The 24,497-nt window shown below is 57.6% G+C and carries 23 protein-coding genes; 19 read left to right on the top strand and 4 right to left on the bottom strand.

The genetic code is table 11. The features are described 5' to 3' along the window. Positions 1–59 precede the first annotated feature (59 nt). The 4 genes from ABD903_RS19235 (at position 60) to rnr (ending at position 6,545) form a co-directional block, all read left to right on the top strand. Positions 60–710: a lipoprotein signal peptidase gene (locus ABD903_RS19235; RefSeq protein ID WP_345226933.1), complete on the top strand. Its 651-nt coding sequence runs from the start codon at positions 60–62 to the stop codon at positions 708–710. A 245-nt stretch (positions 711–955) separates the two neighbouring features. Beyond that, positions 956–1,309, top strand: a complete 354-nt coding sequence (locus ABD903_RS19230) for a hypothetical protein (RefSeq protein ID WP_345226932.1) — start codon at positions 956–958, stop codon at positions 1,307–1,309. Between the two features lie 128 nt (positions 1,310–1,437). After that, entirely contained in the window at positions 1,438–3,432 is a 1,995-nt protein-coding gene (locus ABD903_RS19225) for an ABC transporter ATP-binding protein (RefSeq protein ID WP_345226931.1), read from the top strand. 500 nt (positions 3,433–3,932) lie between these two features. After that, positions 3,933–6,545 carry a ribonuclease R gene (rnr, locus tag ABD903_RS19220; protein WP_345226930.1) on the top strand — a complete coding sequence of 871 codons (2,613 nt, stop codon included), beginning with the start codon at positions 3,933–3,935 and terminating at the stop codon, positions 6,543–6,545. Positions 6,546–6,628: 83 nt separating this feature from the next. Here rnr and ABD903_RS19215 read toward each other — a convergent pair whose 3' ends face one another. Beyond that, on the bottom strand, positions 6,629–6,910 hold the full coding sequence (locus ABD903_RS19215; RefSeq protein WP_345226929.1) for an energy transducer TonB family protein: 282 nt from the start codon (positions 6,908–6,910) through the stop codon (positions 6,629–6,631). A 407-nt stretch (positions 6,911–7,317) separates the two neighbouring features. Here ABD903_RS19215 and ABD903_RS19210 point away from each other — a divergent pair, with 407 nt between their 5' ends. The 3 genes from ABD903_RS19210 (at position 7,318) to ABD903_RS19200 (ending at position 9,481) form a co-directional block, all read left to right on the top strand. Continuing rightward, positions 7,318–8,295, top strand: a complete 978-nt coding sequence (locus ABD903_RS19210) for a polyprenyl synthetase family protein (protein ID WP_345226928.1) — start codon at positions 7,318–7,320, stop codon at positions 8,293–8,295. A 157-nt stretch (positions 8,296–8,452) separates the two neighbouring features. Further along, positions 8,453–9,085 (top strand): rhomboid family intramembrane serine protease, encoded by a 633-nt coding sequence (locus ABD903_RS19205; protein ID WP_345226927.1) that lies wholly within the window; start codon positions 8,453–8,455, stop codon positions 9,083–9,085. 114 nt (positions 9,086–9,199) lie between these two features. Further along, positions 9,200–9,481 carry a PLD nuclease N-terminal domain-containing protein gene (locus tag ABD903_RS19200; protein ID WP_345226926.1) on the top strand — a complete coding sequence of 94 codons (282 nt, stop codon included), beginning with the start codon at positions 9,200–9,202 and terminating at the stop codon, positions 9,479–9,481. A gap of 109 nt (positions 9,482–9,590) precedes the next feature. Here ABD903_RS19200 and ABD903_RS19195 read toward each other — a convergent pair whose 3' ends face one another. Further along, complete coding sequence (locus ABD903_RS19195; RefSeq protein WP_345226925.1) at positions 9,591–10,214, bottom strand: DUF2939 domain-containing protein; 624 nt, start codon at positions 10,212–10,214, stop codon at positions 9,591–9,593. Positions 10,215–10,457: 243 nt separating this feature from the next. On the opposite strand from ABD903_RS19195, the gene ABD903_RS19190 reads away from it, so the two are divergent. Both ABD903_RS19190 and ABD903_RS19185 read left to right on the top strand, forming a co-directional pair. Then, the gene (locus tag ABD903_RS19190; protein ID WP_345226924.1) at positions 10,458–11,291 is read left to right on the top strand and encodes a glycerophosphodiester phosphodiesterase family protein; all 834 of its coding nucleotides are present in this window, start codon (positions 10,458–10,460) and stop codon (positions 11,289–11,291) included. A 358-nt stretch (positions 11,292–11,649) separates the two neighbouring features. Then, on the top strand, positions 11,650–12,024 hold the full coding sequence (locus ABD903_RS19185) for a DNA-binding transcriptional regulator Fis (protein ID WP_345226923.1): 375 nt from the start codon (positions 11,650–11,652) through the stop codon (positions 12,022–12,024). 418 nt (positions 12,025–12,442) lie between these two features. Here ABD903_RS19185 and ABD903_RS19180 read toward each other — a convergent pair whose 3' ends face one another. Both ABD903_RS19180 and recF read right to left on the bottom strand, forming a co-directional pair. Further along, on the bottom strand, positions 12,443–12,760 hold the full coding sequence (locus ABD903_RS19180) for a DciA family protein (RefSeq protein ID WP_345226922.1): 318 nt from the start codon (positions 12,758–12,760) through the stop codon (positions 12,443–12,445). A 71-nt stretch (positions 12,761–12,831) separates the two neighbouring features. Further along, positions 12,832–13,941 (bottom strand): DNA replication/repair protein RecF, encoded by a 1,110-nt coding sequence (gene recF / locus ABD903_RS19175; RefSeq protein WP_345226921.1) that lies wholly within the window; start codon positions 13,939–13,941, stop codon positions 12,832–12,834. A 312-nt stretch (positions 13,942–14,253) separates the two neighbouring features. Here recF and pdhA point away from each other — a divergent pair, with 312 nt between their 5' ends. From pdhA to ABD903_RS19125, 10 genes are all read left to right on the top strand, one after another. After that, positions 14,254–15,216 carry a pyruvate dehydrogenase (acetyl-transferring) E1 component subunit alpha gene (gene pdhA, locus ABD903_RS19170; protein ID WP_345228105.1) on the top strand — a complete coding sequence of 321 codons (963 nt, stop codon included), beginning with the start codon at positions 14,254–14,256 and terminating at the stop codon, positions 15,214–15,216. 51 nt (positions 15,217–15,267) lie between these two features. After that, complete coding sequence (locus tag ABD903_RS19165; RefSeq protein WP_345226920.1) at positions 15,268–16,053, top strand: tetratricopeptide repeat protein; 786 nt, start codon at positions 15,268–15,270, stop codon at positions 16,051–16,053. A 141-nt stretch (positions 16,054–16,194) separates the two neighbouring features. After that, positions 16,195–16,671: a 6,7-dimethyl-8-ribityllumazine synthase gene (gene ribH / locus ABD903_RS19160; protein WP_345226919.1), complete on the top strand. Its 477-nt coding sequence runs from the start codon at positions 16,195–16,197 to the stop codon at positions 16,669–16,671. Positions 16,672–16,899: 228 nt separating this feature from the next. Next, on the top strand, positions 16,900–17,283 hold the full coding sequence (locus ABD903_RS19155; protein ID WP_345226918.1) for a TraR/DksA family transcriptional regulator: 384 nt from the start codon (positions 16,900–16,902) through the stop codon (positions 17,281–17,283). 185 nt (positions 17,284–17,468) lie between these two features. Continuing rightward, complete coding sequence (locus ABD903_RS19150) at positions 17,469–19,256, top strand: pseudouridine synthase (RefSeq protein WP_345226917.1); 1,788 nt, start codon at positions 17,469–17,471, stop codon at positions 19,254–19,256. A 77-nt stretch (positions 19,257–19,333) separates the two neighbouring features. Next, positions 19,334–20,074 carry a type III pantothenate kinase gene (locus ABD903_RS19145; RefSeq protein WP_345226916.1) on the top strand — a complete coding sequence of 247 codons (741 nt, stop codon included), beginning with the start codon at positions 19,334–19,336 and terminating at the stop codon, positions 20,072–20,074. Then, positions 20,064–21,389 (top strand): BamG family beta-barrel-assembly machinery protein, encoded by a 1,326-nt coding sequence (bamG, locus tag ABD903_RS19140; RefSeq protein WP_345226915.1) that lies wholly within the window; start codon positions 20,064–20,066, stop codon positions 21,387–21,389. The genes ABD903_RS19145 and bamG overlap by 11 nt, the downstream gene beginning before the upstream one ends. Positions 21,390–21,392: 3 nt before the next feature. Continuing rightward, the gene (gene lptC, locus ABD903_RS19135) at positions 21,393–21,962 is read left to right on the top strand and encodes an LPS export ABC transporter periplasmic protein LptC (RefSeq protein ID WP_345226914.1); all 570 of its coding nucleotides are present in this window, start codon (positions 21,393–21,395) and stop codon (positions 21,960–21,962) included. Positions 21,963–21,974: 12 nt separating this feature from the next. Further along, a complete protein-coding gene (locus ABD903_RS19130; RefSeq protein ID WP_345226913.1) occupies positions 21,975–22,238 on the top strand; it encodes a hypothetical protein in 264 nt (87 codons plus the stop codon). Between the two features lie 95 nt (positions 22,239–22,333). Then, on the top strand, positions 22,334–24,439 hold the full coding sequence (locus ABD903_RS19125) for a peptidylprolyl isomerase (RefSeq protein ID WP_345226912.1): 2,106 nt from the start codon (positions 22,334–22,336) through the stop codon (positions 24,437–24,439). Positions 24,440–24,497 lie beyond the last annotated feature (58 nt).

The raw sequence follows: 24,497 nt of genomic DNA, 5'->3' as shown, positions 1-24,497 counted from the left end.
GGGTGTGATGTTGTGCCATTCACAGTGCAATTTCTGCTCGCGGCCAGATCAGCCTTAACATGAAGTATTGGAAATACTACCTGCTCGCATTGTTGGTCATCGTCATCGACCAGGTGGTGAAATGGGCCGTGCACGCCTACATGCAGCCGGGCATGCCGGGCGAAATCCCGCTCCTCGGCGACTGGTTTAAGCTGCATTACACGCTGAACCCCGGCATGGCTTTCGGCGTGGAACTACCGGCTCCTTATGGTAAAGTCCTGCTGACTTCGTTCCGCTTGCTGGCTGTTACGGGCATCAGCTACTACATCTACCACCTCTGGAAAAGCGGCGCGCCGAAAGGCCTGCTCTGGTGCATATCAGCCATTTTGGGCGGCGCCATCGGCAACCTTGTTGACTCTATTTTCTACGGGAAAATCTACGATAACGCCCCCTTCGGCGCCCCCACGCCGTGGTTTCACGGGCAGGTTATCGACATGTTCTACCTCGACTTGTACGAGGGCTTCCTGCCGGCTTCCTGGCCGCTGGTGGGCAACATGCACGTCTCGCTCTGGCCCATTTTCAACGTAGCCGACGCCGCCATTTTCCTGGGTGTGGTCTTCATTCTGCTCAACCAGAGCAAGTTTTTCCAGCACCACGAAGAGCAGAAGCAGGTGCAGCAGCCCGAGCCAAGCCAGCACCGACCCGATGCAGAAGCAGCGGAGGTGGTGTAGGTTTCAACTTGCACCGCCGGTTTGGTTGACTTAAGACAGCCCGCACTAAATAGTGCGGGCTGTTGTGTTTTATAGGCTTAGTCAGTTGAAGGCTCTCGATTGAGTTATCTTGAAACTATTATTTACAACTCTCAGCAATGAAAAGGCGGCTAGTATTCTACGTAGTGGTTAAAGACCTAAGCATTTGGGTTTTGTATTTTATAATTCTCAAATACAATCTTACGAACCAGGCTGGTAGTGAAGATATGCTGAATTTCTTACCTGAAAACTCCTATATCATTGCCTTCTCGATGATTACAGCCGCCTTGTATACAACTTGGTTGCCTTTGGTAATTGATATTTTTCTGTTGATTACGCTTGCTAAAGTCTTTGAGATAAGAATTGAGAAGCGAATCTGGTTTTTTGTAGCAGGCGCTGCTTTGCATCTTCCCATAGCTGCTTTTTGGAAGGTTACTGAAGTGCAAAGCAGAGTTACTATGGATGCTGCTTTCAACGCTAGCATACTGCTTAGCTTCTTGATTGCGGGACTAGCGATGTTGGTAGTTCAGTCAAAGCAACAGAGAGCAACAGATTGGCACAACAGGTCCTTCGACGTGTAAAGACCTGGAATTTCACCTAACCCAAACCAACAAATAGGGCCTGCGTGGCTCTCGTGCGGGTTGTTGAATTTTTACGCCAATTCCTGCCGTTCTTGCAGCTACGCAAGCTAAAGTCTGTGCTATTTCCTGTGTCGTATCCGCTTCTCTCCGTCCGCAACCTGACCATCGACTTCGCTTCGCACCGCGGCAATATCCGCGCGGTTGAAAACGTGTCGTTTCAGCTCAGTGCGGGCGAAACGGTGGCCATTGTGGGCGAGTCGGGTTCGGGCAAATCGGTGACGTCGTTGGCCCTGCTGGGGCTGATTCCCATGCCGCCCGGCCAGTTGAGTGGGGGAGAGGCGCGGTTTCAGTCGGAGGCGCTGGGCGGCGAGGTGGATTTGCTGCGGCTCTCGGAAAAAGAGCTGCAAAAGGTCCGGGGCAACGAAATTTCGATGATTTTTCAGGAGCCCATGACTTCCCTGAACCCCGTGCACACCTGCGGGGCGCAAGTGGTGGAGGCCCTGCGGTTGCACACCAGCCTGAGCAAGCAGGAGGCCGCGGCCCGCACCATCGAGCTGTTCACCGAAGCCCAGCTGCCGCGCCCCGAGAAAATCTTCAAGGCCTACCCGCACGAAATCAGCGGCGGCCAGAAGCAGCGCGTGATGATTGCCATGGCCATGGCCTGCCAGCCCGCCATCCTCATTGCCGACGAGCCCACCACCGCCCTCGACGTAACGGTGCAGGCCCGCATCCTGCAGCTCATCGACGACTTGCGCCGGCAGCGCAACACGGCCGTGCTTTTCATCACCCACGACCTGGGCGTGGTAGCTGAAATAGCCGACCGCATTCTGGTGATGTACCGCGGCAAGGTGGTGGAGCAGGGCCGCGTGCTCGACATTTTCACTAACCCGCAGCACCCCTACACCAAGGGCCTACTGGCCTGCCGACCGAAATTGTCGTTGGGTCAAAAAAGATTGCCCACCGTGGCTGATTTCATGCGGGAAGATGCCGCCGGTAGCTTTTTTAGTACCGGAACCGCTTCACTGCAAAGCCCTGCTAACGAAGACGCTGTACTAGCCGGCGGCGTACCTGTAATTGAACCCGATTCCTCCAAATTGTTTCCCGTGGAACATTCCGATGTTCCACGGTCCGAAGACGCTTTGGTAGGTTTTGAAGCCGCGCCGCTATTGGAAACCGGCCAGTCCGTACCCGATGCAGCCGCACCATCCGTAGCCACTGCTCCCGTCGAGTCAGTCGCCGCGGATGTACAAGCAGGAGGAACGCACACCGCTTCCTATCACACCTCCACCGGCGAGCTGTTGCTGAGCGTGCAAAACCTGCACGTGCACTTCCCCATTCGCAAAAGCTTTTTCGGGCGGGCTACCGAAGTCGTGCGGGCTGTCGATGGCGTGAGCTTCGACATTAACCGCGGCGAAACCGTGGGGCTGGTAGGGGAGTCGGGCTGCGGCAAGACCACGCTCGGCCGGACCCTGTTGAGGTTGGTGGAACCAACTTCGGGCAGTATTCTGTTCGATGGGGATGACTGGGCCAAGCTGCCAACCGGGGAGCTGCGCCGTCGTCGCCGAGACTTTCAGATGGTGTTTCAGGACCCGTACGCGGCTCTGAACCCCATGATGACCGTGGGCGAAGCCATATTGGAGCCGATGCGCGTGCACAACGTGGGCGGCACCGGCAAACAGCAAAAAGACCGTGTGCTGGAACTGCTGCGTACCGTGGGCCTGAAAGAGGAACACTACCTGCGTTACCCGCACGAGTTCAGCGGCGGCCAGCGCCAGCGCATTTGCATTGCGCGGGCTTTGGCGCTGCAGCCGAAATGCATCATCTGCGACGAATCCGTCTCGGCGCTGGATGTATCGGTGCAGGCGCAGGTGCTAAACCTGCTCAACGACCTCAAGCGCGACTTCGGCATCACCTACCTTTTCATCACCCACGACCTTTCCGTAGCGCGGTTTATGAGCGACCGGCTGCTGGTAATGAACGCGGGCAAAATCGTAGAGCAGGGCCCCGCCGCTCAGGTCTACGCGAACCCCCAGCACGAGTACACCCAGCGCCTGCTGGCCGCCATTCCCAAAGACGAGCCGGCCGACATCCGCGCTGCCGTAGCAAGGCGGCAGCTGGCGTAGGAGGGAAGCCACACCGAGGCTAAAACCAGCCCGTCATGTCGAGCTTGTCGAGACATCTCGCGTGCTGACGTGCGAGAGTAACTTCACTATCCGGCGAGATGCCTCGACTGCGCTCGGCATTACGAGACCAGAAGCAGCCATTACAATCCTTTTAATCACAACAATTAATTAACCCCATTCCGACTGCGCCTACAACCCCGAGCGTAGCGTATAGCGCCTAAAAACCGCTTTAACCCTGGCGCCCGCCTCACGTGTATCACCTGCGCAGCACGTCAACATCCCGTGAAGTATTCAGAAGTTCTGATCTTTCGCACAACTTAAGTGGGTCGAGTTTCGAACACTAGACCACTTTCACCCCGTCGGGCGCAACAAAAATGCGCCGGCACCCATATTCATCCCGCAGGCCCGCCCGAAACGCGGTGCGCATCGGCCTGCTTTTTTCAGCTAATTCGCCGCCCGTCAGAAACTACCAAAGCAGCCCGGCGGCGACCCTTTTCAACATGAAGAGAAACAACGATTCGGACGCCCCGCGCCCTCAGCGCGACCCGGCCCGCCGCCGTGACCAAGCCGCCCCGGCTGGCATCAACAAGACCCTCGTCTTCCGCATCTTCGCCGATAACCCCGGCAAGGTGTTCAACTATCGTCAGCTGGCGCGCCGCTTAGGCGTAACCACCAAAGAGCAGCGCGACGAGATTTTCGACGTGCTTAAAGGCCTCAAGAAAAGCGGCCACATTGCCCTACTCAGCAACGACGACTACCGCCTGGTAGAGCTGCCCGGTCGCGCCTCCACCTCGGAGCGCCCCGACCGCGACATGCCCGCCAAGGACCGTGGTCCGCGCCGTGGCCAGCCGGCCGAACCTACAACCGGCTATCAGCCGCGCACCGAGCGTCCGGTGGAAGAACCTTCCGACGACCTGCAGGCCACCGGCCCGCTGGTGCACCGTCGGCGTTCGGCTGGTTTCGATTTGCCCGGCACCACCGACCGCAGCCGCCGCCCCGGCAGCCTGCGGGAACACCGCGCGCAACACGGCCCCACCATTACCGGGACCGTGGACCTGGCCAACACCAAGTTTGCCTTTATTGTGAGCGACGAGCTGCCCGAGGACCTGCGCGTGTTTACCGACCGCCTAGCCTTTGCCATGGACGGCGACACCGTGAAAGTGCGCATGGGCCAGAACCGCGACGGGAAACCCACCGGCGACGTGGTGGAAGTGCTCGAGCGCGTGAAGGAAGAAGTGGTAGGCCGCATTCAGATGCAGGCCGGCTTCGGCTTTGTGCAGCCCGACTACAAGAAGCTGTACTTCGACGTGTTTGTGCCACCGCACGCCTTGGGCGAGGCCCAGGACGGCGACAAGGTGCTGGTGAAGATTACCGAATGGCCCACCGAAGCCGGCCGCCAGCCGGTAGGCGAGGTGGTGCGCACCTTCGGGCCCGCCGGTGGCCACGAGGCTGAGATTAACGCCATCATGGCCGAGTACGGCCTGCCCTTCGAATTCCCCGAAGAGGTGGAAGCTGAAGCCAACGCCATTCCGATAGACATTACGCCGGCCGAAATTGCCAAGCGCCGCGACTTCCGCCATATCACCACCTTCACCATCGACCCCGTCGATGCCAAGGACTTCGACGATGCCCTGTCGCTGCGCCAGCTCGAAAACGGCCACTACGAAATCGGGGTGCACATTGCCGACGTGACCCACTACGTGCTGCCCGGCACGCGGCTGGAAAAGGAAGCCAAGCACCGCGCTACCTCGGTGTACCTGGTCGACCGCACCATTCCCATGTTGCCCGAGCGCCTCTCGAACGGGCTTTGCTCATTGCGCCCGAACGAGGACAAGCTGACCTTCTCGGCCGTGTTCGAGCTCGACGAAAAAGGCAAGCTTTACGACTCCTGGTTTGGCCGCACCGTTATTCACTCCGACCGCCGCTTCACCTACGAAGAGGCCCAGGAGCGCATTGAATCGGGCGAGGGCGACTTTGCCGACGAGGTGAACCTGCTCAACCGCATTGCCAAGCAGCTGCAGGCCGAACGCTTCCGCAAGGGCGCCATCAGCTTTGAAGCGCCCGAGGTGAAGTTCAAGCTCGACGAAGAAGGCAAGCCGGTGGGCGTGTTCATCAAGGAACGCAAGGACGCGCACAAGCTGATCGAGGAATTCATGCTGCTGGCCAACCGCAAGGTGGCCGACTACGTGTTCCGCCTGAAGCCCCGCAAGCCGCGCCTCACTATGGTGTACCGCACCCACGATGCACCCGACCCCGACCGCTTGGAGAACTTCGCGCAGTTTGCGCGGCAGTTCGGCCACAGCCTGCAATTCGACGAAAACACGAACGTGAGCAAGGTGCTCAACAAGCTCACGGCGGAGGTAGAAGGCAAGCCCGAGCAATCGGTGATTCAAGCCCTGGCCGTGCGCGCCATGTCCAAGGCCATTTACACCACCGAGCCGCTGGGTCACTTCGGCTTGGCCTTCGACCACTACTCGCACTTCACCTCGCCCATCCGTCGGTACCCCGACATGATGGCCCACCGCCTGCTGGAAGACTACCTGCACGGCGCCAAGAGTGCCGATGCCGACGACCTGGAAGCCACCTGCAAGCACGCCTCCGAGCGCGAGAAGCGGGCCGCCCAGGCCGAGCGTGCCAGCATCAAGTACAAGCAAGTCGAGTTCATGGCCGAGCACGTGGGCGAGAAGTTCACCGGCGTGGTATCGGGCCTTACCGAGTGGGGCATGTACGTGGAAATGGGCGAGACCAAGAGCGAAGGCATGGCCCGCCTGGCCGATATTCCGGAGGATTACTTCGAATTCGACAAGGACAACATGCGCGTGATTGGCCAGCGTACCGGCCGCATCATCAAGTTCGGCGACAAGGTGGAAGTCGTCGTGAAAGCCGCCAACCTGCTCGACCGCACCATCGACTTGGAACTGGTAACGCCTGGCGGCGGCACCAACCAGCGCCGCGAAGGCCGCAGCAAATCCGACGGCTACGCCGGCCGCAACCGCGACGACCGCCCCCGTGGCGGCGGCAGCGGCGGAGGCCGTCCCGGTGGCAAGTCGGGCGGAGGTAAGTCTGGCGGCGGCGGCGGTGGCCGCAAAAACCGCAGCCGCTACCACGGCTAGCTAGTGCTTTAAGAAGATAAAAATCGACCCCACTGGCGCGCTGCCGGTGGGGTCGATTTTTTTGGTGGATTGCACAACTACAGCTACCGGAATACTACCGGATGGGCAATTTCAATGTCGTCGGGCTGTCCGTCGAGTTTGCCTCCCTCAAACCCCTTCAAGTTACTTATCAACTCCACTGCCGCCACGTCGTGGCGTGGATCAAGTCCGTTGCCTGGCTTTACGTGTACGCCGGTTATGCTACCGTTTTGCAACACAGTAAACGAAACCAGCACCTGCCCTGAAAGCCGTTTGCCCTTTGGGCGTTTCAGGTTCTTGCGGATGTAATGGTTCAGGGCCTCTATTCCTCCGGGGTATTGCGGCATTTGTTGAACGTGAAAGAGCCTCTCAGTTGTGCCAGTTGGGGGACTAACTACAGTTTTTGACTTCTCGGCGGGCTCGTCTTTAGCGACTGATTTTTTTGGAGGAGGGTTATCAGTGGGAACCTGAGTGGGTATCTGCCAGCGGTTGTAGGATCGTTGCGCGTGTACCCATTGTGGTAGCAGCCCGAGAGTCAAAACGATGATCCACGGCATAGGGCGAAGTAGCATGCTTAAAACGGATTTGGTGGTGGTAATACAATGCAAGCTGCTTGTGCCGGTTAACGTACCGCATGGCTTCTTAGTGCGGCTGAAACCCTTTCTCCAAACTCCGGTTACCTCCCCACCCGCAAGCAACCCCAGGCGTGCCGCCCCGCCTCCGTACCTTGTAGCCAAAATTGCCGCCTGCCCCCGTGGATCTTTCCGTATTCTCCAGTGCCCTCACCACCGCCCTAGCCGCCCTGCGCTACGGCGAAACCCCCGAAGAACTTTACGAGCCCATTCGCTACAGCATGCGCATGGGCGGCAAGCGCATCCGGCCGCTCCTCACCCTGCTCGGCGCCCAGCTCTTCACCGACAATTGGCAGCCCCTGGCCCTCAAGCCCGCGCTGGCCGTTGAGGTCTTCCACAACTTCACGCTGCTCCACGACGACATCATGGACCAGGCCCCGCTGCGCCGCGGCCAGCCCACGGTGCACACCAAGTGGAACCCCAACGTGGCTATTCTTTCCGGCGACGTGATGCTGGTGCGCGCCTACGAGCTGCTCTTCGACATCGAGCCCACCCTGCTGCGCGAGATGCTCCAGCGCTTCAGCCAAACCGCCGCCGAAGTCTGCGAAGGCCAGCAACTCGACATGAACTTCGAGACCGAGCCGCAAGTCAGCATTGCCCAGTACATCGACATGATCCGGCTGAAAACGGCCGTGCTCCTCGGCTTCGCGCTGGAGCTGGGTGCCCGCCTCGGCGGTGCTTCCGTTGAAGATGCCGACCACCTCCGCCGCTTCGGTACCGACATCGGCATTGCCTTCCAGCTCCGCGACGATTTGCTCGACGTGTATGGCGACGCGGCCACCTTCGGCAAGCGCGTGGGCGGCGACATTGTGAGCGACAAGAAGACCTTCCTGTTGCTTACCGCCCTGGAGCAGGCAAACGAGCCCCAGAACGCCACGCTACGCTCCTGGCTAGGTCGGAACACCCTCGAAACCGCTGAAGCCAAAGTAGAGGCCGTTACGGCCGTTTACGATCAGCTCCAGATTCGCCCGCAAACCGAGGCCCTCATCAACGAGTACTTCCAGGACGCCCTCTTTCATCTGGACGCCGTGCAGGTGCCCACCGAGCGCAAAGCCCTGCTCCGCGGCCTGGCCCTGCAGCTAATGGAGCGCGAGAGTTAAGAAGCCAGTGGTGAGTGTCAGTTGATAGTTGTCAGTTATCAGTTGTCGGTACAGGCCTTGGCGCTATGTATTGTTTACGCAGAAGCAAGCCGTGGCCCTTGCCCACGCGCTTTCCACCACCGACAACTGACAACCATCAACACCTAACCACTCCTTCATGCAATTTGATGCTGTCCTGATTCTGATCGGCGTAACCTGCGCCGTTTCCATGTACGCGTGGTCGAACCCCGGCCTTACCGAAAGCTGGATCATGTCGCCCTACCTCGTGCGCAAGCGCAACGAATGGTACCGCTTCATCACCTCCGGTTTCCTCCACGCCGACATCTCGCACCTGGCGTTTAACATGCTCGCGTTTTATTCGCTGAGCCGCCCGGCCCGCTACTTCTACGCCGATGCCTTTGGCCCCACCAACGGGCTGTTGCTTTTCCTGCTGCTCTACCTCGGTGGTATCGTCGTCTCCGACATTCCCACCTACTTCAAGCACCGCGACGATTACGACTACCGCAGCCTGGGTGCTTCGGGCGGGGTGTCGTCGGTCATCTTCGCCAGCATCCTGCTCATGCCCACGGCCAAGCTGATGATTTTTCCCCTGCCGCTGGAAATTCCCGGCTTCATCTGGGGCGCTATCTATTTGGCCTATTCCTACTACCAGTCCCGGCGTATTGCCGCCGATGGTATCAACCACGATGCCCACTTCTATGGGGCGCTGTATGGTATTGTACTCACAATCATAATGTTACCACAATCCATCCTCAATTTCTTCCTACAAATTCGCCAGTTTCTCGCTTAGTGTTCTATTAGTCAATTAGTTACGCCGTCAGCCAGCTTCTTTTATATCCTATGTCGAATACTTGCGTACAAAGTGGCAAATCATTCCCCCACACCACAAACGCAACCAATTCACATGAATCGTTCTTCTGTCCTCGCCGTACCCTTTCGTCCTTTTGCGGTATTGTTCGCTGTCATTTCCAGCTTTGTTCTCAGCAGCTGCTCGCGCCGCGACAGTATGGGCGGCTACACTGTTTGGGGTGCTCTTGTTCTGATACTGGACATTGTGGCCATTCTTGACGTTCTGCGTCAGCCTTGGTCGCTGGGTAAGAAGCTGCTCTGGGTTGCCATTATTATAATTCTTCCTGTGCTAGGCTTAATTCTGTACTACCTCATGGCTGGCCGGGGTAAATCATAAAATTCGCTTTCCACGTGAAACGCAAAACGGCCCGGTGTGCTACACACCGGGCCGTTTTGCGTTTATATCCTTTTAAACCAGCTTGGCTTCTCTCAGGCCTGCGTGCCCATTAGCGGCCGCCGAACACCTTGTTCTTTTCGAGGCGCGCCACGTGCTTGAGCATCTCACCGAGGTTGGTTACTTCGGTCACCTGCCAGTAGTCGCCACGGTCGCGCATCTTCACTTCCAGAACCATCGTCGTGTCGAATTTCGGCTGAGTAAATTCCAGCCCTACCAGGGCTTGCTCACCTTGTTCGTTCACGTACTTCACGCCCTTGAAACTGCTTTCCGGGCTCACCACTTTGCTGGCCAGTCCCGCCATCGAAACTTTCACCAAGCGTTGCGGAGTGCTTTCGGCTGCCGCTTCTAGTGAGCCGGTTTCCACAAAGTGCTGTACTTCCTTGCGGGCCGCGCGCGCAATCTGCGGCTTGGCCAGGCCCAGGGCGCCCTTCGTTAGAAAGCTAGCCGGGTTCAGCATGCCCAGTATGCTGCTCTGGGCTGTTACCTGGTCTACCAGGCTGCCGGTAACGCTTTCCACATTCACGTATTTCTCGAAGGTGGCAACGTCGTGGTCGTTCACGGCTTTTGCCGCCTGGGCCAGCGCGTATTTCGGTCCGGTCGTCAGGTCGCGGTAAAACCAGTAGCCGCCTGCCACCACGGCAATTAGCAATAGGACTAGCAGAAGTCGTTTCATGTTGTTGGGGTTAGGATTGGATCCTCAAAAATATCCCTTTGTTGCCAGCGCCCTACTCTCAGGTCTGGTTAAGTCTTTTAAATTCCGCAGGTAAAAGCAGCGCTTTCTCAACCGATTACAGCCTACTTCCAGTTCCTGCTTTAGCCGGCTGGCATTCCGCTCCTCCGCCTTCTGGTCATTAATACTCGGCCTGCCTTCTTTGCGTATGCCGCATACCGTTGTATTTATCAATGCCCAAAATCCATGCCCGCACACCGCCCCCATGTTTACGGTCACCGTGGTTGCCGGGGCCTACGCCCCGAAAATACCTTGCCGGCGTTCTTGCACGCCCTGCATTGGCCTATATCGGGTTTAGAGCTTGATGTAGTCCTCTCCGCCGATGGCCAGGTGGTCGTATCGCACGAGCCGTGGCTAAACCATCTGGTTTGCCTTGGTCCCGATGGTGAGCAACTCACGCCTGAACGAGGCAGGGCCTTCAACCTATACCAGGAGCCCTACGAACGAATTCGCCGCTGTGATTGTGGGCAGCTGCCACACCCGGCGTTTCCCGAGCAGCAGAGCCTGCCGGCGTACAAGCCCCTGCTAAGTGAAGTTTTTGCGGCAGTAGATGATTACGCGCAGCTCCACTGCCTACCATTGCCCCGCTACAGCGTCGAGCTTAAGAGTACCGCTGCTACCGATGAACTCTTCCATCCGAAGCCCGCGGCCTTCTTGGATGCCGTACTAACGGTGATAAGCCAAGCCGATTTCAGTAACCGCGTAACCCTGCTTTCCTTCGACCATCGGGTGCTGCAAGAGGCTCGGCAAGCAGTGCCGGCATTGCCCACTTGTCTGCTCATTGAAGACCAGCTGCCCTTAGCCGAACACCTGGAGCAACTCGGGTTTCAGCCGACATTTCTAGGTCCCGATTTTACCTTACTCACCGACGAATTCCTGCGCTTGTGCTCTGGTCTTAACCTACCCATCATAGCCTGGACGGTTAACGAGCCTTCCGACATGCTTCGCCTGACGGAGCTAGGTATATATGGCTTCACCACCGATTATCCTGACCGTGCCGCCGCTGTATTGAGGTTGTAACGCTGCCTCGAATTTCTTACTCAGCACAGCCTCTGCACACGAGCCACTTCGCTGCTATCAGCCGGAGTGGCTCGCTTGTTTTTACTTCCTGTTTACCACAAAATTTTACAGTGCTTCGCTCAGCCCTCCGCATTGCAGTTGGGTCCTACTCCCAAGCCCTCTATTTCACTGCTTTGTAACGTGTAAAATACACGCAATTTGTAACTGTATCAGTTGTAACGTGTAAATGTAAAGTGTATCATGTCTCATTTTCGGTGTTACACTTGATGTATTGTATCACAAATGACACAGTTTGTATTTTGTTACATCGAACAAAAGTGTCATCTTTACACTCTGCTCTGAAATACCTCCCCCTTGAATGGCACACCACGGCGAAATCCTGCAGGAAGCAATTAAAAACAGCGGAATTTCCATCAGCCACCTGGTGCAGGAACTGGGTATTACACGTCCTACGATATACCGTAAGTTCAAAGAGGCAACACTTGATTACAGCTTTGTAAAGCGGGTGGGGGAGGTGATACAACACGACTTTACAAATGATTTTGACACACCTGTTCAGTCTCAGTTACACTTTACACCGCCTGTTGTAACACCTTCCACTGTAACACGTCAACAGGTGTTACAAGCTGTGGATCAAGACTGTACAAAGGCCTTAATGGCGCTTCAAGCCAAATACATTGCCCTGCTAGAGGCTTATAATGAGCTACTGTTAAAGATGTACGGGCCTAAGTGAACAGCTAATGTTTCACGTGGAACATTTTGTTCTATTGCTGTAACAACCAGTTTAGCCACACGTAGCGGGCTAGCTAAAATCTGGAGCTTATAAAAGGTAGGTTCGGTGAATAATAGCAACACGGAAGACACTCATACAAACAAGGGTTAATAGTTCACTTATTAAAGGTTTGGGGGTAAAGGCAACTGGGTGGCGGCAACCCAAAACGAGGCAAGTAGGGGCTTCTCAAAATCAATACTAAGGCCAGCAAGAGCCAGGTCTCGTAAGTTCAGGAGCAGGCAGGTGAGTATGAAAGCAGGGCCCTAAGTCGGCAAACGGCGGCTGGTAGAAGTGGCTTTGCTCAGCTGAAGAGGATATAAAAAAGAAGCGCCCGGCTTCAGAAGAAACCGGGCGCTGGAGAAGTCGAAGTGAGGAGATATTATAGAAACACCACCTCCTGAATTAGCTGCTCACCTACCTCTTTGTTGATAACATCGGCAACCTTAGACTTTGCCATAAACAGCTCGTGCTTGAGTGGCGAAGAGGTGAGGCGCACAAAGAGTTTTCCATTTCGGAAGTAGACCTCCTGGGTTTTCAGCGCCACGGCGCGTCCCATGATTCGCTCCCAACTCGATACCACGTGCACCTCGTTTAACTTACCCTGCAGGCGGTAAGCCTTGAGCAATGCCTGAATACCGTCCTTAAGCGGAACGATATCGGCCTGCCGGGAATTCTCGGGTTTGCTGCGGTTTTTCAAGGTCAAAATGTTACAATAATGCGCGGAGGGCATGAGCTGCACCCGTGGGCAAAGGTACGGCCGGGCGCAGCCTAAACGGGTGCCACCGTGCCTTGATGTACCCGGAAACGGGCAATTTGTTCCGAGAGGCCAGCCAGTACCCGGTCGGTGCGGTCGAGGTGAGTATCAGTCAGAAAAATTTGACCGAAAGTGTGGTTCGCTACCAACTGCAGAAGCCGGGTTATGCGACGCTCGTCTAGGCGGTCGAAAATATCGTCGAGCAGGAGCAAGGGCTTGTGTTGCTTGCGTTCCGCCATGACCTCAAACTGAGCCAGCTTGAGCGCAATGGCGTAGGACTTCTGTTGACCCTGGGAAGCATAATGCTTCACCGATAGGCCGTTCATTAGAAACGTGTAATCGTCTTTGTGCGGCCCCACCGTGGTACGTTGAAGGCTTAGGTCCTTACGCTCATTTGCTCGCAGAAGGGCGGCAAAGCTCTCGTCTGGAAGCTGGCTTTTGTAATCAAGCGTTACCTCCTCGCGGCTGTCAGAAAGCTCCAGGTAATGCCGTTGGAAAACCGGAATGAAAGTCGTTAGAAACTCTTGCCGAAGTTGAATGAGCCTTTCACCAGCCGGCACCATTTGCTCGTCGAGCACCTGCAAATAGTCGCGGTCGAAGGTGTGGCGTTCGGCAAATTGCTTCAGCAAGGCGTTGCGTTGTCGGAGTAAAAAGCTGTATTGAATAAGTAACTCCAAGTAGACATGATCAAGTTGCGACATCAGGCTGTCGAAGTACTTGCGCCGCTCCTCGCTGCCTTGCCGGATTATATCGGTGTCGTAGGGAGAAATTAAGACGACGGGGTAACGCCCGATGTGGTCGGATAGCCGTTCGTAAGGCTGCTTGTCGTGCGTAATCACCTTCTTCTGCCCAGCCCGTAAACTGCACTGAATGGTATCGGTAGAGCCCGTGTCGGGCATGGAGAATGAGCCCTTAACCACGAAGAAATCGGCGTCCTGCTTCATTGACTGGGCATCGGCCGTAGAAAACGCGCTCTTGGTAAGCGAAAGGTAATGAATGGCGTCGAGGAGGTTGGTCTTGCCGCTGCCGTTCTCGCCCACAAAGCAGTTAATGTGAGGGGAGAAACTAAGATTGGCCTCGTCGTAGTTCTTAAAGAATAGGAGGTGCAGCGAGTCCAGGGTCATGCAAGAAGGGCGTTTCGGAGTTGCAATGCTTTTACGTACTTTCGCATTCCAAAACGCGAACAAGAACAGCTACTAATGGCGGATACGAAAGTAAAGGCTGCCTCGAAGGCATCCAATTCGGCTGGTAAAGCGAAAACCAGTGCTAAGGGTTCGGCCTCCAAGTCGAACGGTAAAGCCATTGAGTCCGCCGAGCAACAGCAACCCGATCCGGTTTTGCCGGTGCAGGAAGGTGCAGTGCAGGCCGCCGGAGCAAAAGCCGGCAAAGCCCAGAAGCAAACCCCAAGCAAAGGCGCCTTCTCCAAGGAAACCTACATGAAGTGGTTCGAGAGCATGATGCTCATGCGCCGCTTCGAGGAGAAGGCCGGTCAGCTGTACGGTCAACAAAAGATTAAAGGTTTCTGCCACCTCTACATTGGCCAGGAAGCCTGCGTAGCCGGTGCCGTATCGGCCCTGCGCGAAGGCGACAAATACATTACCGCCTACCGCGACCACGCCCACCCACTAGGATTGGGCAGCTCGCCGAACGCCATCATGGCCGAGCTGTTTGCCAAGCAAACCGGCTGCTCGAAAGGCAAGGGCGGCTCCATGCACATGTTCGACAAAGAAGTCGGGTTTATGGGTGGCCACGGCATTGTAGGCGGTCAGGTACCAATGGGTGCCGGCATTGCTTTTGCCGAGAAGTACAACAAGACGGGCAACCTCTGCATCTGCTACATGGGCGACGGCGCCGTACGCCAGGGTGCCCTGCACGAAGCTTTTAACATGGCTATGCTGTGGAAGCTGCCGGTCATCTTCGTGGTGGAGAACAACGGTTACGCGATGGGTACTTCGGTGCAGCGTACTTCAAACGTGACGGAGCTGTACACTATTGGGGAGGCATACGACATGCCCTCGGAGCCCGTGGATGCCATGCACGTAGAGGAAGTTCACAACGCCGTAGCCCGCGCCGCCGAGCGTGCCCGCGCCGGCGAAGGCCCTTCTTTCCTGGAGTTCAAAACGTACCGCTACAAAGGCCACTCCATGTCGGACCCGGCCAAGTACCGCACCAAGGAAGAAGTGGAAGAGTACCGCATGCGCGACTCCATCGAGAACGTGCGGCTTACCATTTTGGAGCAAGGCATGGCGTCGGAAGACGAGCTGAACGCCATCGACGAAAAAATCAAGGGCATCGTGATGGAGTCGGTTGAATTCGCCGAAAACTCACCTTACCCACCTGCCGAAGAATTGTACCGCGACGTGTACGTGCAGGAGGACTATCCCTTCATCCGCGAGTAACCAAGCAAGCCGTAAGCCGGTCAAAACGCAAGCCGGCGCTTTTTCTTCTACATGTCTAAGATTCCCTACACGGGCCAGTCGCCGCAAGCACGGCAAGGCCAAGTGCCGCAACAGCAACCGACCGAAGGCCAGCCGGGCCTGAATACGCCAGTGGAACATCCGCTGATGGAAGACCCGGATGCCTTGGCTGCCCGCTTAGGGGAGTCGGAGGAATTTGTGCGCCGTAACAAGAACATCCTCTTCGGTGTTCTGGCCGCCATCGTATTAGCCGTGGTGGCTGGCTTTGGCTATTACACCTGGCGCAAGTCGCAGGACGAGAAAGCCCAGACTGCCATGTTCCAGGCGGTAAACTACTGGGAAGCCGATTCGGTGAAGAAAGCCCTCAAGGGCGACGGACAGTACGACGGACTGGAAACCATTGCTACAGAGTACAGCGGTACCAAGGCAGGCAACCTAGCCAACTTCTATGCCGGTGCTGGCGCTCTGAAGGAAGGCCAGTACGCCAAAGCCATTGACTACCTGGAAGACTTCAGTTCCGACGACTTCCTGATCCAGGCTCGCGCTTACGCCCTCATCGGCGACGCCAACATGGAACTGAAGAAGTATGCCGAAGCCGCTAACTACTACCAGAAAGCGGCCGACCACAACGCCAACGAATTCTTCACGCCGGGCTACCTGATGAAGCACGCCACGGCCCGAGAAATGGCCAACGATTATGCCGGCGCCGTTCAAGATTACGACCGCATCATCAACGACTACCCCACGGCCGCCGAGCTGAACGATGCCAAGATTATGCGTGCCCGTGCGCAGGCCATGGCCGGCACTGCTGCCAAGTAGTCTGCCCGTTTAAGTAGAATGGCAAGCGCCGCTTCCTCCACGGAAGCGGCGCTTCTATTTAAAGACCGCACCGGTGCTTCAGATCCAGAACCGGAAGAAAGCGGATATTTGCGCCCTGTAACCGAACCCTGTTCCGCCCTTATGGCCACATCCCTGAAAAACCTAAGCGACTACACCTCCGACCACTTCCCCGACATCAGCGACAAACGTTTCGGACTGGTGGTAGCCGAATGGAACCGTGCCATAACCGATACCCTGGCCCAAGGGGCGTACGAAACACTTATCAAGCACGGCGCCAACCCCGACAACATCTTTCGCAATACAGTACCCGGCAGCTTCGAACTCGGACTAGGTGCCCAATTGCTGGCGCAACACGAGGAAATAGATGCCGTGATTTGCTTGGGGGTAGTAATTAAAGGCGAAACTCGTCACGACGAATTCATCAGCCACGCCGTGGCGCAGGGCCTCATGAATGTAGGGCTAAAGTTCAACAAGCCTGTCATCTTTGGGGTACTAACCACCGAAGATGAAGCCCAAGCCTGGGACCGGGCCGGTGGCAAGCACGGCAACAAAGGCGTGGAGGCGGCTGTAACCGCTATACACATGCTGGGCTTCTGAGTGATAAAAGCTCAAGCGTAGCTGAATCGAAGCCAAATCCGTAGCTTTGCGGCCGAAAACGGAGTGAACTTACCTCCGGTCACCTACCAACCACAGCAGTTGAGTAACGCACAAGGGCAACTAATACGGCCGCGCTACTGTTGGGGTTTCAGAAGGCGGTGTTCCGGAACTAAGAATACTTTGTAACCCGTTTATTACGAATAACTTACATCATTTTCCTGACCCACCATGAGTGAAGAACCCCTACGCTACTCCCGGGAAGATCTGGCCGAATTTGAAGCCATAATCCAGGAAAAGCTGACCGCAGCACGGAAAGAAGTGTCATTTATCAAAGAGACACTAAGCCGTCGTAACGATTCGGGCACCGACAACACCGCTTCGCAGTCTAAAATGCTGGAAGACGGCGCCGACACGGCTGAAAAGGAAAGCCTGAATCAGTTGGCTTCGCGTCAGATGAAGTTTATTCAACAGTTGGAAAACGCCATGATCCGCATCAAAAACGGAACCTACGGCGTGTGCATCGGCACGGGCAAGCTCATTTCGAAAGAGCGCCTGCGGGCCGTACCGCATACCCAACATTCCATTGAAGCTAAAATGGCACGCCGCGACTAACCGTTGCCTGCCTCTCAGCCGCCGCCCGGATTTGCCGGCCGGTACTTCGCTCCTCGGGGCGGGGCCGTCCAGTGAATCCGGGCGCTGTTTTCAGCCTACGCCTCGTTGCATAGCGCACCAAAAACTTGGTCGGTAACGTTTAGTTGCCAAGCCGTCATACCCTTTTACTGCCCGGCAGCGATGCCGTGCGCCTGATCCTCCCCACCATGGGCAAGAAACAGCATTCATCCCGCCCCGGCAGCCGCCCGGGCCGGCCCGATTCCACGCCGCGGCACAGCGGTAAAGCCTCTTTTGGCGGCGACGACCGCCGCCCGGCTCCGCGTCGCGACGCGGGTTCTTCTGATTTTTCGTCGCGTCCGGCATTTGGCCGCCCCTCAGATAAGCCCAGCTTTGGTAAGCCCTCGTTCGGGAGCCGCCCCGGTGGTAACGACGACCGGCGCTTCGGCGGTGGACCGTCGGCTCGTCCGTTTGGCGGTAACAGCCGCTTTGGCGGTGACGACCGGCCCCAGCGCCCTTTTAAGCCCAAGCCCGCCGATAAAGACGATGCCGATGACTTCATGCGCGGCCGTTTCAACAAGCCGCCCCGCCCCGCCGCGCCCGATGACGCCGCGTCGCGTCGGTTTGAACGCCGTCCCGAGGGCGACGACCGCAACCGCCGCCCGGCTGGCCGTAGTTTTGGCGAAGAGCGCCGCTCGTTTGGCCCGCCCAAAGGCAACCGTTTCGGAGACGACCGTCGTTCGTTTGGTTCAAGCCCAAGCAACGATGACCGCCGTCCGTTCGGTGGCAACCGCGACACGGAGGATTTCAGCGACCGTCCGAAGCAGTTGAAAGGTGGCGACGACCGTCCTGTGCAGCCTGCCCGCTACGAAGACCGCCGCGACCAGCGCCCCAACCGGGGAGATGCTCCGCAACGCTTCGAGCGCAACGACCGACGTGCCCCCGGCGGAGCTTTTGGCCGCCGCGACGAAGGCCGCCCCAGTGCCGATGACCGTGGCACCAGCCGCTTCGAGCGTAACGACCGTCCCAGCCGCGACGACCGGCCGGGTAGCAGCAGCCGTTTTGGCGGCGTTGAGCGTACGGAACGTGGTGCGCGTCCCGAGCGCCCCAACAAGCCATTTGGAGGCCGCGAGGAGCGGGGCAACCGCAACGACCGGTTCGGCCGTTCCGATTCGGTGGGTGAAGCCCCATCGTACCACAACCTGAAGCACTACGAAGAGGACAAAACGCGCGGTAACAAGCGCCGTCGCGACGAGCCCGAAACCGACGGCTCGGTACGTCTGAACCGCTACATTGCCAACGCCGGCATCTGCTCGCGCCGTGAGGCCGACGTGCTGATTGAATCCGGAGAAATTCGGGTGAACGGAGAGGTGGTAACCGAGCTGGGCTACAAAGTGCAGCCCAGCGACACGGTGCATTATGGCAAAACCAACCTGAAGCGCGAGAAGCAGGTGTACGTGCTGCTCAATAAGCCCAAGGATTTCCTGACCACGACCGACGACCCCGAAGGCCGCAAAACGGTAATGGACTTAGTGAAGAATGCCTCAAAGGAGCGCATCTTCCCCGTTGGTCGCTTGGACCGAAACACCACCGGCCTGCTGCTGTTCACCAACGACGGCGAGGTAGCCCAAAAGCTGAGCCACCCGTCGCACCGCAACAAGAAGATCTACCAAGTGGAGCTGGACAAGCCCATTACGGAAGAGCACTTGGCGCAGATAGCCGCTGGCATTGAGCTGGAAGATGGCAAAGCAGAAGTAGATGATGTGGCTGCCGTAGCCGGCAACCAGCACTTTGTGGGCATCGAAATCCATATCGGGCGTAACCGCATTGTGCGCCGCATTTTCGAGCATTTGGGCTACGAGGTGAAAACCCTGGACCGGGTGCAGTACGCTGGCTTAACCAAGAAGGACCTGCCCCGTGGCAACTGGCGTTACCTGACGGAGAAAGAAGTTATCCGGCTGAAATATTTCATGTAAGGCGCAACCTGCGCCGCCATTACGCTGCTCATAGCCAAAAACGAAGCGGGCATACCTGCCCGCTTCGTCTGGTATGTATGGTTTCTCTCGTTCTCGATATTGGTAACACCGCCGCCAAGTTTGGCTGCTTTCGCGGCTCTGCCGTGGAGGAGGTAGGAACCGTCGCGTCGGTGGAAGAATGGAAGCAGGTGGTAGTGCGGGTTAAGGCCGAGCAAGTGCTGTTGGCCTCAGTGGCCGGCCCGGCCGAAGCCTGGGCCGAGGATTTGCCAGCATCGGTGACCAAAACCACGGTGTTTCGGCCGGGCCACACGCCGGTGCCGGTGCAAAACGCGTACGCAACCCCCGAAACTCTCGGCGCCGACCGTTTGGCGGCGGCGGTGGGTGCTGCCTACCTTCTGCCAGCGCGTAACCTATTGGTTTTAGATGCCGGCACCTGCCTGAAATACGACTTGGTGACCGAGGAAGGAACCTACCAGGGTGGGAGCATAGCACCCGGGCTGCAGATGCGGCTGCGGGCCATGCACGCCTTCACCGACCGTTTGCCCGAATTGGTCTTACCCGGATCGGAAGCAACTACTGCCTTACCTTTGACGGGAACCGACACGCGCTCTGCTATGCTGAGCGGTGCCCTGAACGGGGCCGCTGCCGAGCTGAATAGCATAGTGGACGAGTACCGGGCGCAGTTTCCCTCGTTAGCCGTGGCGCTAACCGGAGGAGACGCGGCGTTTTTTGAATCGCGGCTTAAAGGCCGCACCTTTGTATTTCCCGAGCTGGTATTGCTTGGGCTTCACCGCATATTGGTGCATAATGCTGGTTAACAAACTGACTGCGCTGGGCCTGCTGAGCCTACTTGGAGCCGCTTCGGCTGCTTCGGGACAAGGTTTGGGCAATTCCCCATACACACGCCTGGGCCTGGGCGACGTCAACCCCAACACCGGCGGCGTCCGGCAACAAGGCATGGGCGGCGTGGGCATTGCTGCCCCTAACAGCGCTCAGGTAAACGACCTGAACCCGGCGCTGCTCTACTACACCAACCGCACCACCTTCGAAATGGCGGCCGTGGGCCAGCTTAAGCGCCTGCGTAGCGGCAATGCTTCGCAGATTGACGGTGGCGCTTCGTTGAGCTACCTGTCGTTTGCGGTACCTCTCTCGCGCCGCTGGGCCATTGCAGCGGGTCTTCGTCCCTATAGCACCGTGGACTATACCTCTACCGTCATCAGCCCGGTTGATGGCGACCCTACGGCCCGGGTGCGGCAGGAGTTTTCCGGCAGCGGCGGCTTATCCGAAGTGCACTTAAGCCAGGGTATACAGGTGGCCAAGGGACTCAGCGTGGGCCTGTCAACGTCCTACCTCTTTGGCTCCGTCGACCAGACGACTACGGCTTTGTTTGCCGTGGAGAACCAGCCGCTGGAAACGCTGAGCCAAGCTGCCGTCATCGAGAATGTCGAGTACTCCGATTTTGCGCTGCGGGCGGGTACCCACTACCGACGCGAGCTAAACCCGAAGCTGGTCGCCAACCTCGGTGCCGTGTACACGATGCAAACCACGCTAACTGGTTACCGCCAACGTCGGGCCGAGCGCCAAGACGTAAGCGGTAATACCATTGAGGTACTGGAGCTGAAGTCCAACACCCGCGGCAGCACTGTGGTACCGGCCACGCTGCAAGTAGGCTTGGGCTTGGATAATGGTCGGAACTGGACGATTGGCCTGGATTTATCGCGCCAGGAGTGGTCGAAGTTCCGTTCGTTTCGGGAGGAAAACCAACCCGGAGTGAATGCGCTCTACAACGATACCTGGCGCGCTGCCGTGGGCGGCGAGTTCACGCCTGACCCCGGTTCCGTCGACAGCTACTTCAAGCGGATGTCGTACCGCTTCGGGCTGAGCATGGCCCAAATGCCGTACCGCCCGGGAGGCCAAACCCAATACGACCGCGCCGTTAGCTGGGGCTTTATGCTGCCCTTCGCGGCCTCGGCCCTCGACGCAACTTACCTGAACCTGTCGTTTACTTACGGGCAGCGCGGCAACGACGACGTAATTACCGGAACGGCGCGCAACATCAAGGAGGAGTATATGCGGGTGCAGTTGGGCGTGTCGCTCAACAACCGCTGGTTCCTCAAGCGCAAGATTGAGTAACCGATGAAGAAGCGGGCAGGGGAGTGGCTGCTGGCCGCGGCAATCGTCAGCGGCTTGTTGGCGGGGTGTAATGATGAAAAGGAGGGCGTTCAGGCCAAACAGGTATACACTGGACCCATCCTGGAAACCAACAATGCCACCACGCTCTTCAGTGACTCGGCGCGGCTGCAGGTGCGCTTGGAGGCGCCGCTGGAACAGCAGTTCGATAACGGCGACTTGGTGTACCCAAAGGGCGTAAAAGCCACTTTCTACGAAAAAGACGGCACCACCATAGTCAATACCTTGGTGGGCAAGTACGGCCGCTACACCCGCGCCACCAACCTGTACGTGGTGCGCGGCGATGTGCGGGTGCGCAACGAAGTGAAGGAGCAAAGCTTAGCCACCGAAGAGTTATTCTACGACCGCGCCAAAGCCCGCATCTACACCAAGCCGGAAATGCCGGTACGCGTGCAAACGCCCACCGAAGTGCTGACCGGCAAAGGCTTGGAAGCCAACGAAGACTTTTCGCGCTACCGTATCTTTAAGCCCGAGGGCGTGTTTACCGTCGAGCAAGATGCGGCTGCCCGGCCCTAACCAAATTCGCGCGTGAAAACTCCCACCCCAGACCGTGGCCTACTGCGCACCGTGGCTTTTTCTCTGGCCGTGGTGTTCCTCATCATTGGCATGTACCAAACGGTGCTGGAAAATAGTTTGCCCCGCAATTACTGGCTGTTCATGCTCTCGGCGGTGTGTTTGCTGGTATATCGGCAGCTGCGGCCAGTACCCGGAGACCTGCCTTCCACGCCACCTTCCCCACCCGCGCGCACCAAAGCCGGCAAGCCCAAACCGGGTGGTAAAGCCCGTCGCTAAGCCCGGCCTCAGCCCAAAACTTTTGACTATTGGCCGGAAACGGGTTATTTTGCACGTCTTTCCGACCTTTCTCTTTGCTGCTTACACTCAACTAAATGGCTTTAATTAACACCATACGGGAAAAATCAGGCTGGGCCGTTGGCGCAGTAGCCGTCGGGATGGTCCTGTTCATCGTTGGTGGTGACCTCATTGGAGGCAACAACAACTTCTTTAACCGCCAGGATACTTCGGTGGGCTCGGTAGACGGCGACGATGTTAACCTGGACGAATTCAATGCCATTCTGGAGCAGTCGAAGGAAGCGTACGTTAGCCAAAACGGCCGGCAACCCACCGAGCAGGAACTGCAAGGCTTGCGCGACCAAGCGTGGAACCAGATTGTATTCCGCCGCGCCTTCCAGCCCGAGTTTGAAAAGCTGGGCTTGCAAGTGACGGATGAAGAACTGACCGACATGGTGCAGGGACGCAACATTCACCCCACCATCAAGCAAGCGTTTACCGACCCGCAAACCGGACAGTTCGACCGTGCCAAGGTGCTGGAGTACCTGCGCAACCTCGACAAGATGCCCCCGCAGCAACAAGCCGCGTGGTACACGTTCGAGCAAAACCTGCCGCAGGAGCGCATGGGCAACAAGTACTATGCCCTGATGAAGAACACGGAGTACGTTACGTCGGCCGAAGCCCAGCGCTACTCCGAGGCGCAGAGCGCCAAAGCCAACATCCGTTACCTGTTCGTGCCGTACTTCAGCATTTCCGATTCGGCCGTGAAGGTGCAGGACTCGCAGCTGCAGGACTACATCAACCGCAACAAGGGCCGCTACAAGGTGCAGGAAGGCCGCGACATCGAGTACGTGGTGGTATCGGTTACGCCTTCGAAGGAAGACTCAGTAACGGTTCGTCAGACGGTTGATCAGTTGACTACCCAGTTTCAGACCGCCCCGAACGACTCGCTGTTTGTGCGCCTGAACTCGGATCAGCCGTACAACGGTGCCTTCGTTTCACCAGCCGAACTGCCCGAAAAGTTGCGCCAGCAGCTGCCCCTGCAGGCAGGCAAAGTGTACGGTCCGTTTGCTGAAAACGGCACCTTCTCGCTTTACAAAGTAACCGGCACCAAAGCCGGCGCTACCTCGGCCGCCCGGGCCAGTCACATCCTCATTAAGCCCGAGGGCGCTACGCCCGAGGCCGATGCGGCTGCCAAAGCCAAAGCACAAGGCATTCTGGATCAAATCAAAGGCGGTGCTGATTTCGCCGCTATGGCTAAACAGCACGGCACCGACGGTACCGCCCCGCTGGGCGGCGACCTGGGCTGGTTCTCGTCGGGCCGCATGGTTCCCGAGTTCGAGAAGGCCGTATTCGGCGCTAACGCGGCCGGTTTGCTACCCACGCTCACCAAAACCTCGTTCGGTTACCACATCATCAAGATAACCGCCCCGAAAACCAACCAGACCTACCGCGTAGCCGCCGTAACGAAGAGCATTGCCCCTTCCGACGCTACCAACGACGCCGCTTACCAACGCGCCCAGGAACTGAAAGGCCAAGCCAACGATTTGGAGAGCTTCCGCAAAGCCGTAGCTGCCGATAAAACCCTGCAAAAGCAGGAGGCCAAGGGCGTAGGTGCTTCCGATCAGGTTGTGGGCAGCCTGCCGAACGCCCGCGAAATCATCCGCTGGGCCTACGACAAAAAGACCGAAGTAGGTAGCGTTTCCGACGTGTTTACGGTGAACGACCAGTACGTTATTGCCGCCGTAACCGGTACCCGCGCTAAAGGCACCGCCGACGTAGCCAGCGTGAAGCCCGAGGTTTCGACCTTCGTGCGTAACGAAGAAAAGGCCAAGCAGATCATGGCCAAGCTGAAAGGCAGCACGCTGGAGCAAATGGCTTCGGCCTACGGCTCCACGGCGCAGGTGCGCACCGCCGATGACGTAGTGCTCGGCCAAGGCGTAATTCCCGGCCTGGGCGCCGAGCCTGTAGCCGTGGGTACCGCCTTCGGTTTGAAGCCGGGTCAGCGTTCGGCCCCCATTCAGGGCGAGCAGGGTGTACTGGTAATCGAGCTGGTTGCCAAACCGGCCGTTACCCCGGCTCAGGACGCGCAAGCTTCCCGCACGCAGCTACAGAACATGCGTACCTCGCGTGCTACCGGTGCCATTTACGAAGCCATCCGCGAGAAATCCGACGTGAAAGACGAACGCGTGAAGTTCTTCTAAACGCCTCGCCATCCGCATCCGTCGAAGGGCCGTATCTTACCGCAGATACGGCCCTTTT

Origin of the sequence: Hymenobacter koreensis, from assembly GCF_039541855.1 — a bacterium.
GTDB lineage: Bacteria > Bacteroidota > Bacteroidia > Cytophagales > Hymenobacteraceae > Solirubrum > Solirubrum koreensis.
This window is presented reverse-complemented; position numbering and strand designations above follow the sequence as displayed.

Excerpts from the sequence above, each read along its gene's own strand:
- ABD903_RS19235 (WP_345226933.1), top strand. The coding sequence starts at position 60 with ATGAAGTATTGGAAATACTACCTGCTCGCATTGTTGGTCATCGTCATC.
- ABD903_RS19230 (WP_345226932.1), top strand. The coding sequence starts at position 956 with ATGCTGAATTTCTTACCTGAAAACTCCTATATCATTGCCTTCTCGATG.
- rnr (WP_345226930.1), top strand. The coding sequence starts at position 3,933 with ATGAAGAGAAACAACGATTCGGACGCCCCGCGCCCTCAGCGCGACCCG.
- ABD903_RS19215 (WP_345226929.1), bottom strand. The coding sequence starts at position 6,910 with ATGCCGCAATACCCCGGAGGAATAGAGGCCCTGAACCATTACATCCGC.
- ABD903_RS19205 (WP_345226927.1), top strand. The coding sequence starts at position 8,453 with ATGCAATTTGATGCTGTCCTGATTCTGATCGGCGTAACCTGCGCCGTT.
- ABD903_RS19200 (WP_345226926.1), top strand. The coding sequence starts at position 9,200 with ATGAATCGTTCTTCTGTCCTCGCCGTACCCTTTCGTCCTTTTGCGGTA.
- ABD903_RS19195 (WP_345226925.1), bottom strand. The coding sequence starts at position 10,214 with ATGAAACGACTTCTGCTAGTCCTATTGCTAATTGCCGTGGTGGCAGGC.
- ABD903_RS19190 (WP_345226924.1), top strand. The coding sequence starts at position 10,458 with ATGCCCGCACACCGCCCCCATGTTTACGGTCACCGTGGTTGCCGGGGC.
- ABD903_RS19185 (WP_345226923.1), top strand. The coding sequence starts at position 11,650 with ATGGCACACCACGGCGAAATCCTGCAGGAAGCAATTAAAAACAGCGGA.
- recF (WP_345226921.1), bottom strand. The coding sequence starts at position 13,941 with ATGACCCTGGACTCGCTGCACCTCCTATTCTTTAAGAACTACGACGAG.
- pdhA (WP_345228105.1), top strand. The coding sequence starts at position 14,254 with ATGAAGTGGTTCGAGAGCATGATGCTCATGCGCCGCTTCGAGGAGAAG.
- ABD903_RS19165 (WP_345226920.1), top strand. The coding sequence starts at position 15,268 with ATGTCTAAGATTCCCTACACGGGCCAGTCGCCGCAAGCACGGCAAGGC.
- ribH (WP_345226919.1), top strand. The coding sequence starts at position 16,195 with ATGGCCACATCCCTGAAAAACCTAAGCGACTACACCTCCGACCACTTC.
- ABD903_RS19155 (WP_345226918.1), top strand. The coding sequence starts at position 16,900 with ATGAGTGAAGAACCCCTACGCTACTCCCGGGAAGATCTGGCCGAATTT.
- ABD903_RS19145 (WP_345226916.1), top strand. The coding sequence starts at position 19,334 with ATGGTTTCTCTCGTTCTCGATATTGGTAACACCGCCGCCAAGTTTGGC.
- bamG (WP_345226915.1), top strand. The coding sequence starts at position 20,064 with ATGCTGGTTAACAAACTGACTGCGCTGGGCCTGCTGAGCCTACTTGGA.
- lptC (WP_345226914.1), top strand. The coding sequence starts at position 21,393 with ATGAAGAAGCGGGCAGGGGAGTGGCTGCTGGCCGCGGCAATCGTCAGC.
- ABD903_RS19125 (WP_345226912.1), top strand. The coding sequence starts at position 22,334 with ATGGCTTTAATTAACACCATACGGGAAAAATCAGGCTGGGCCGTTGGC.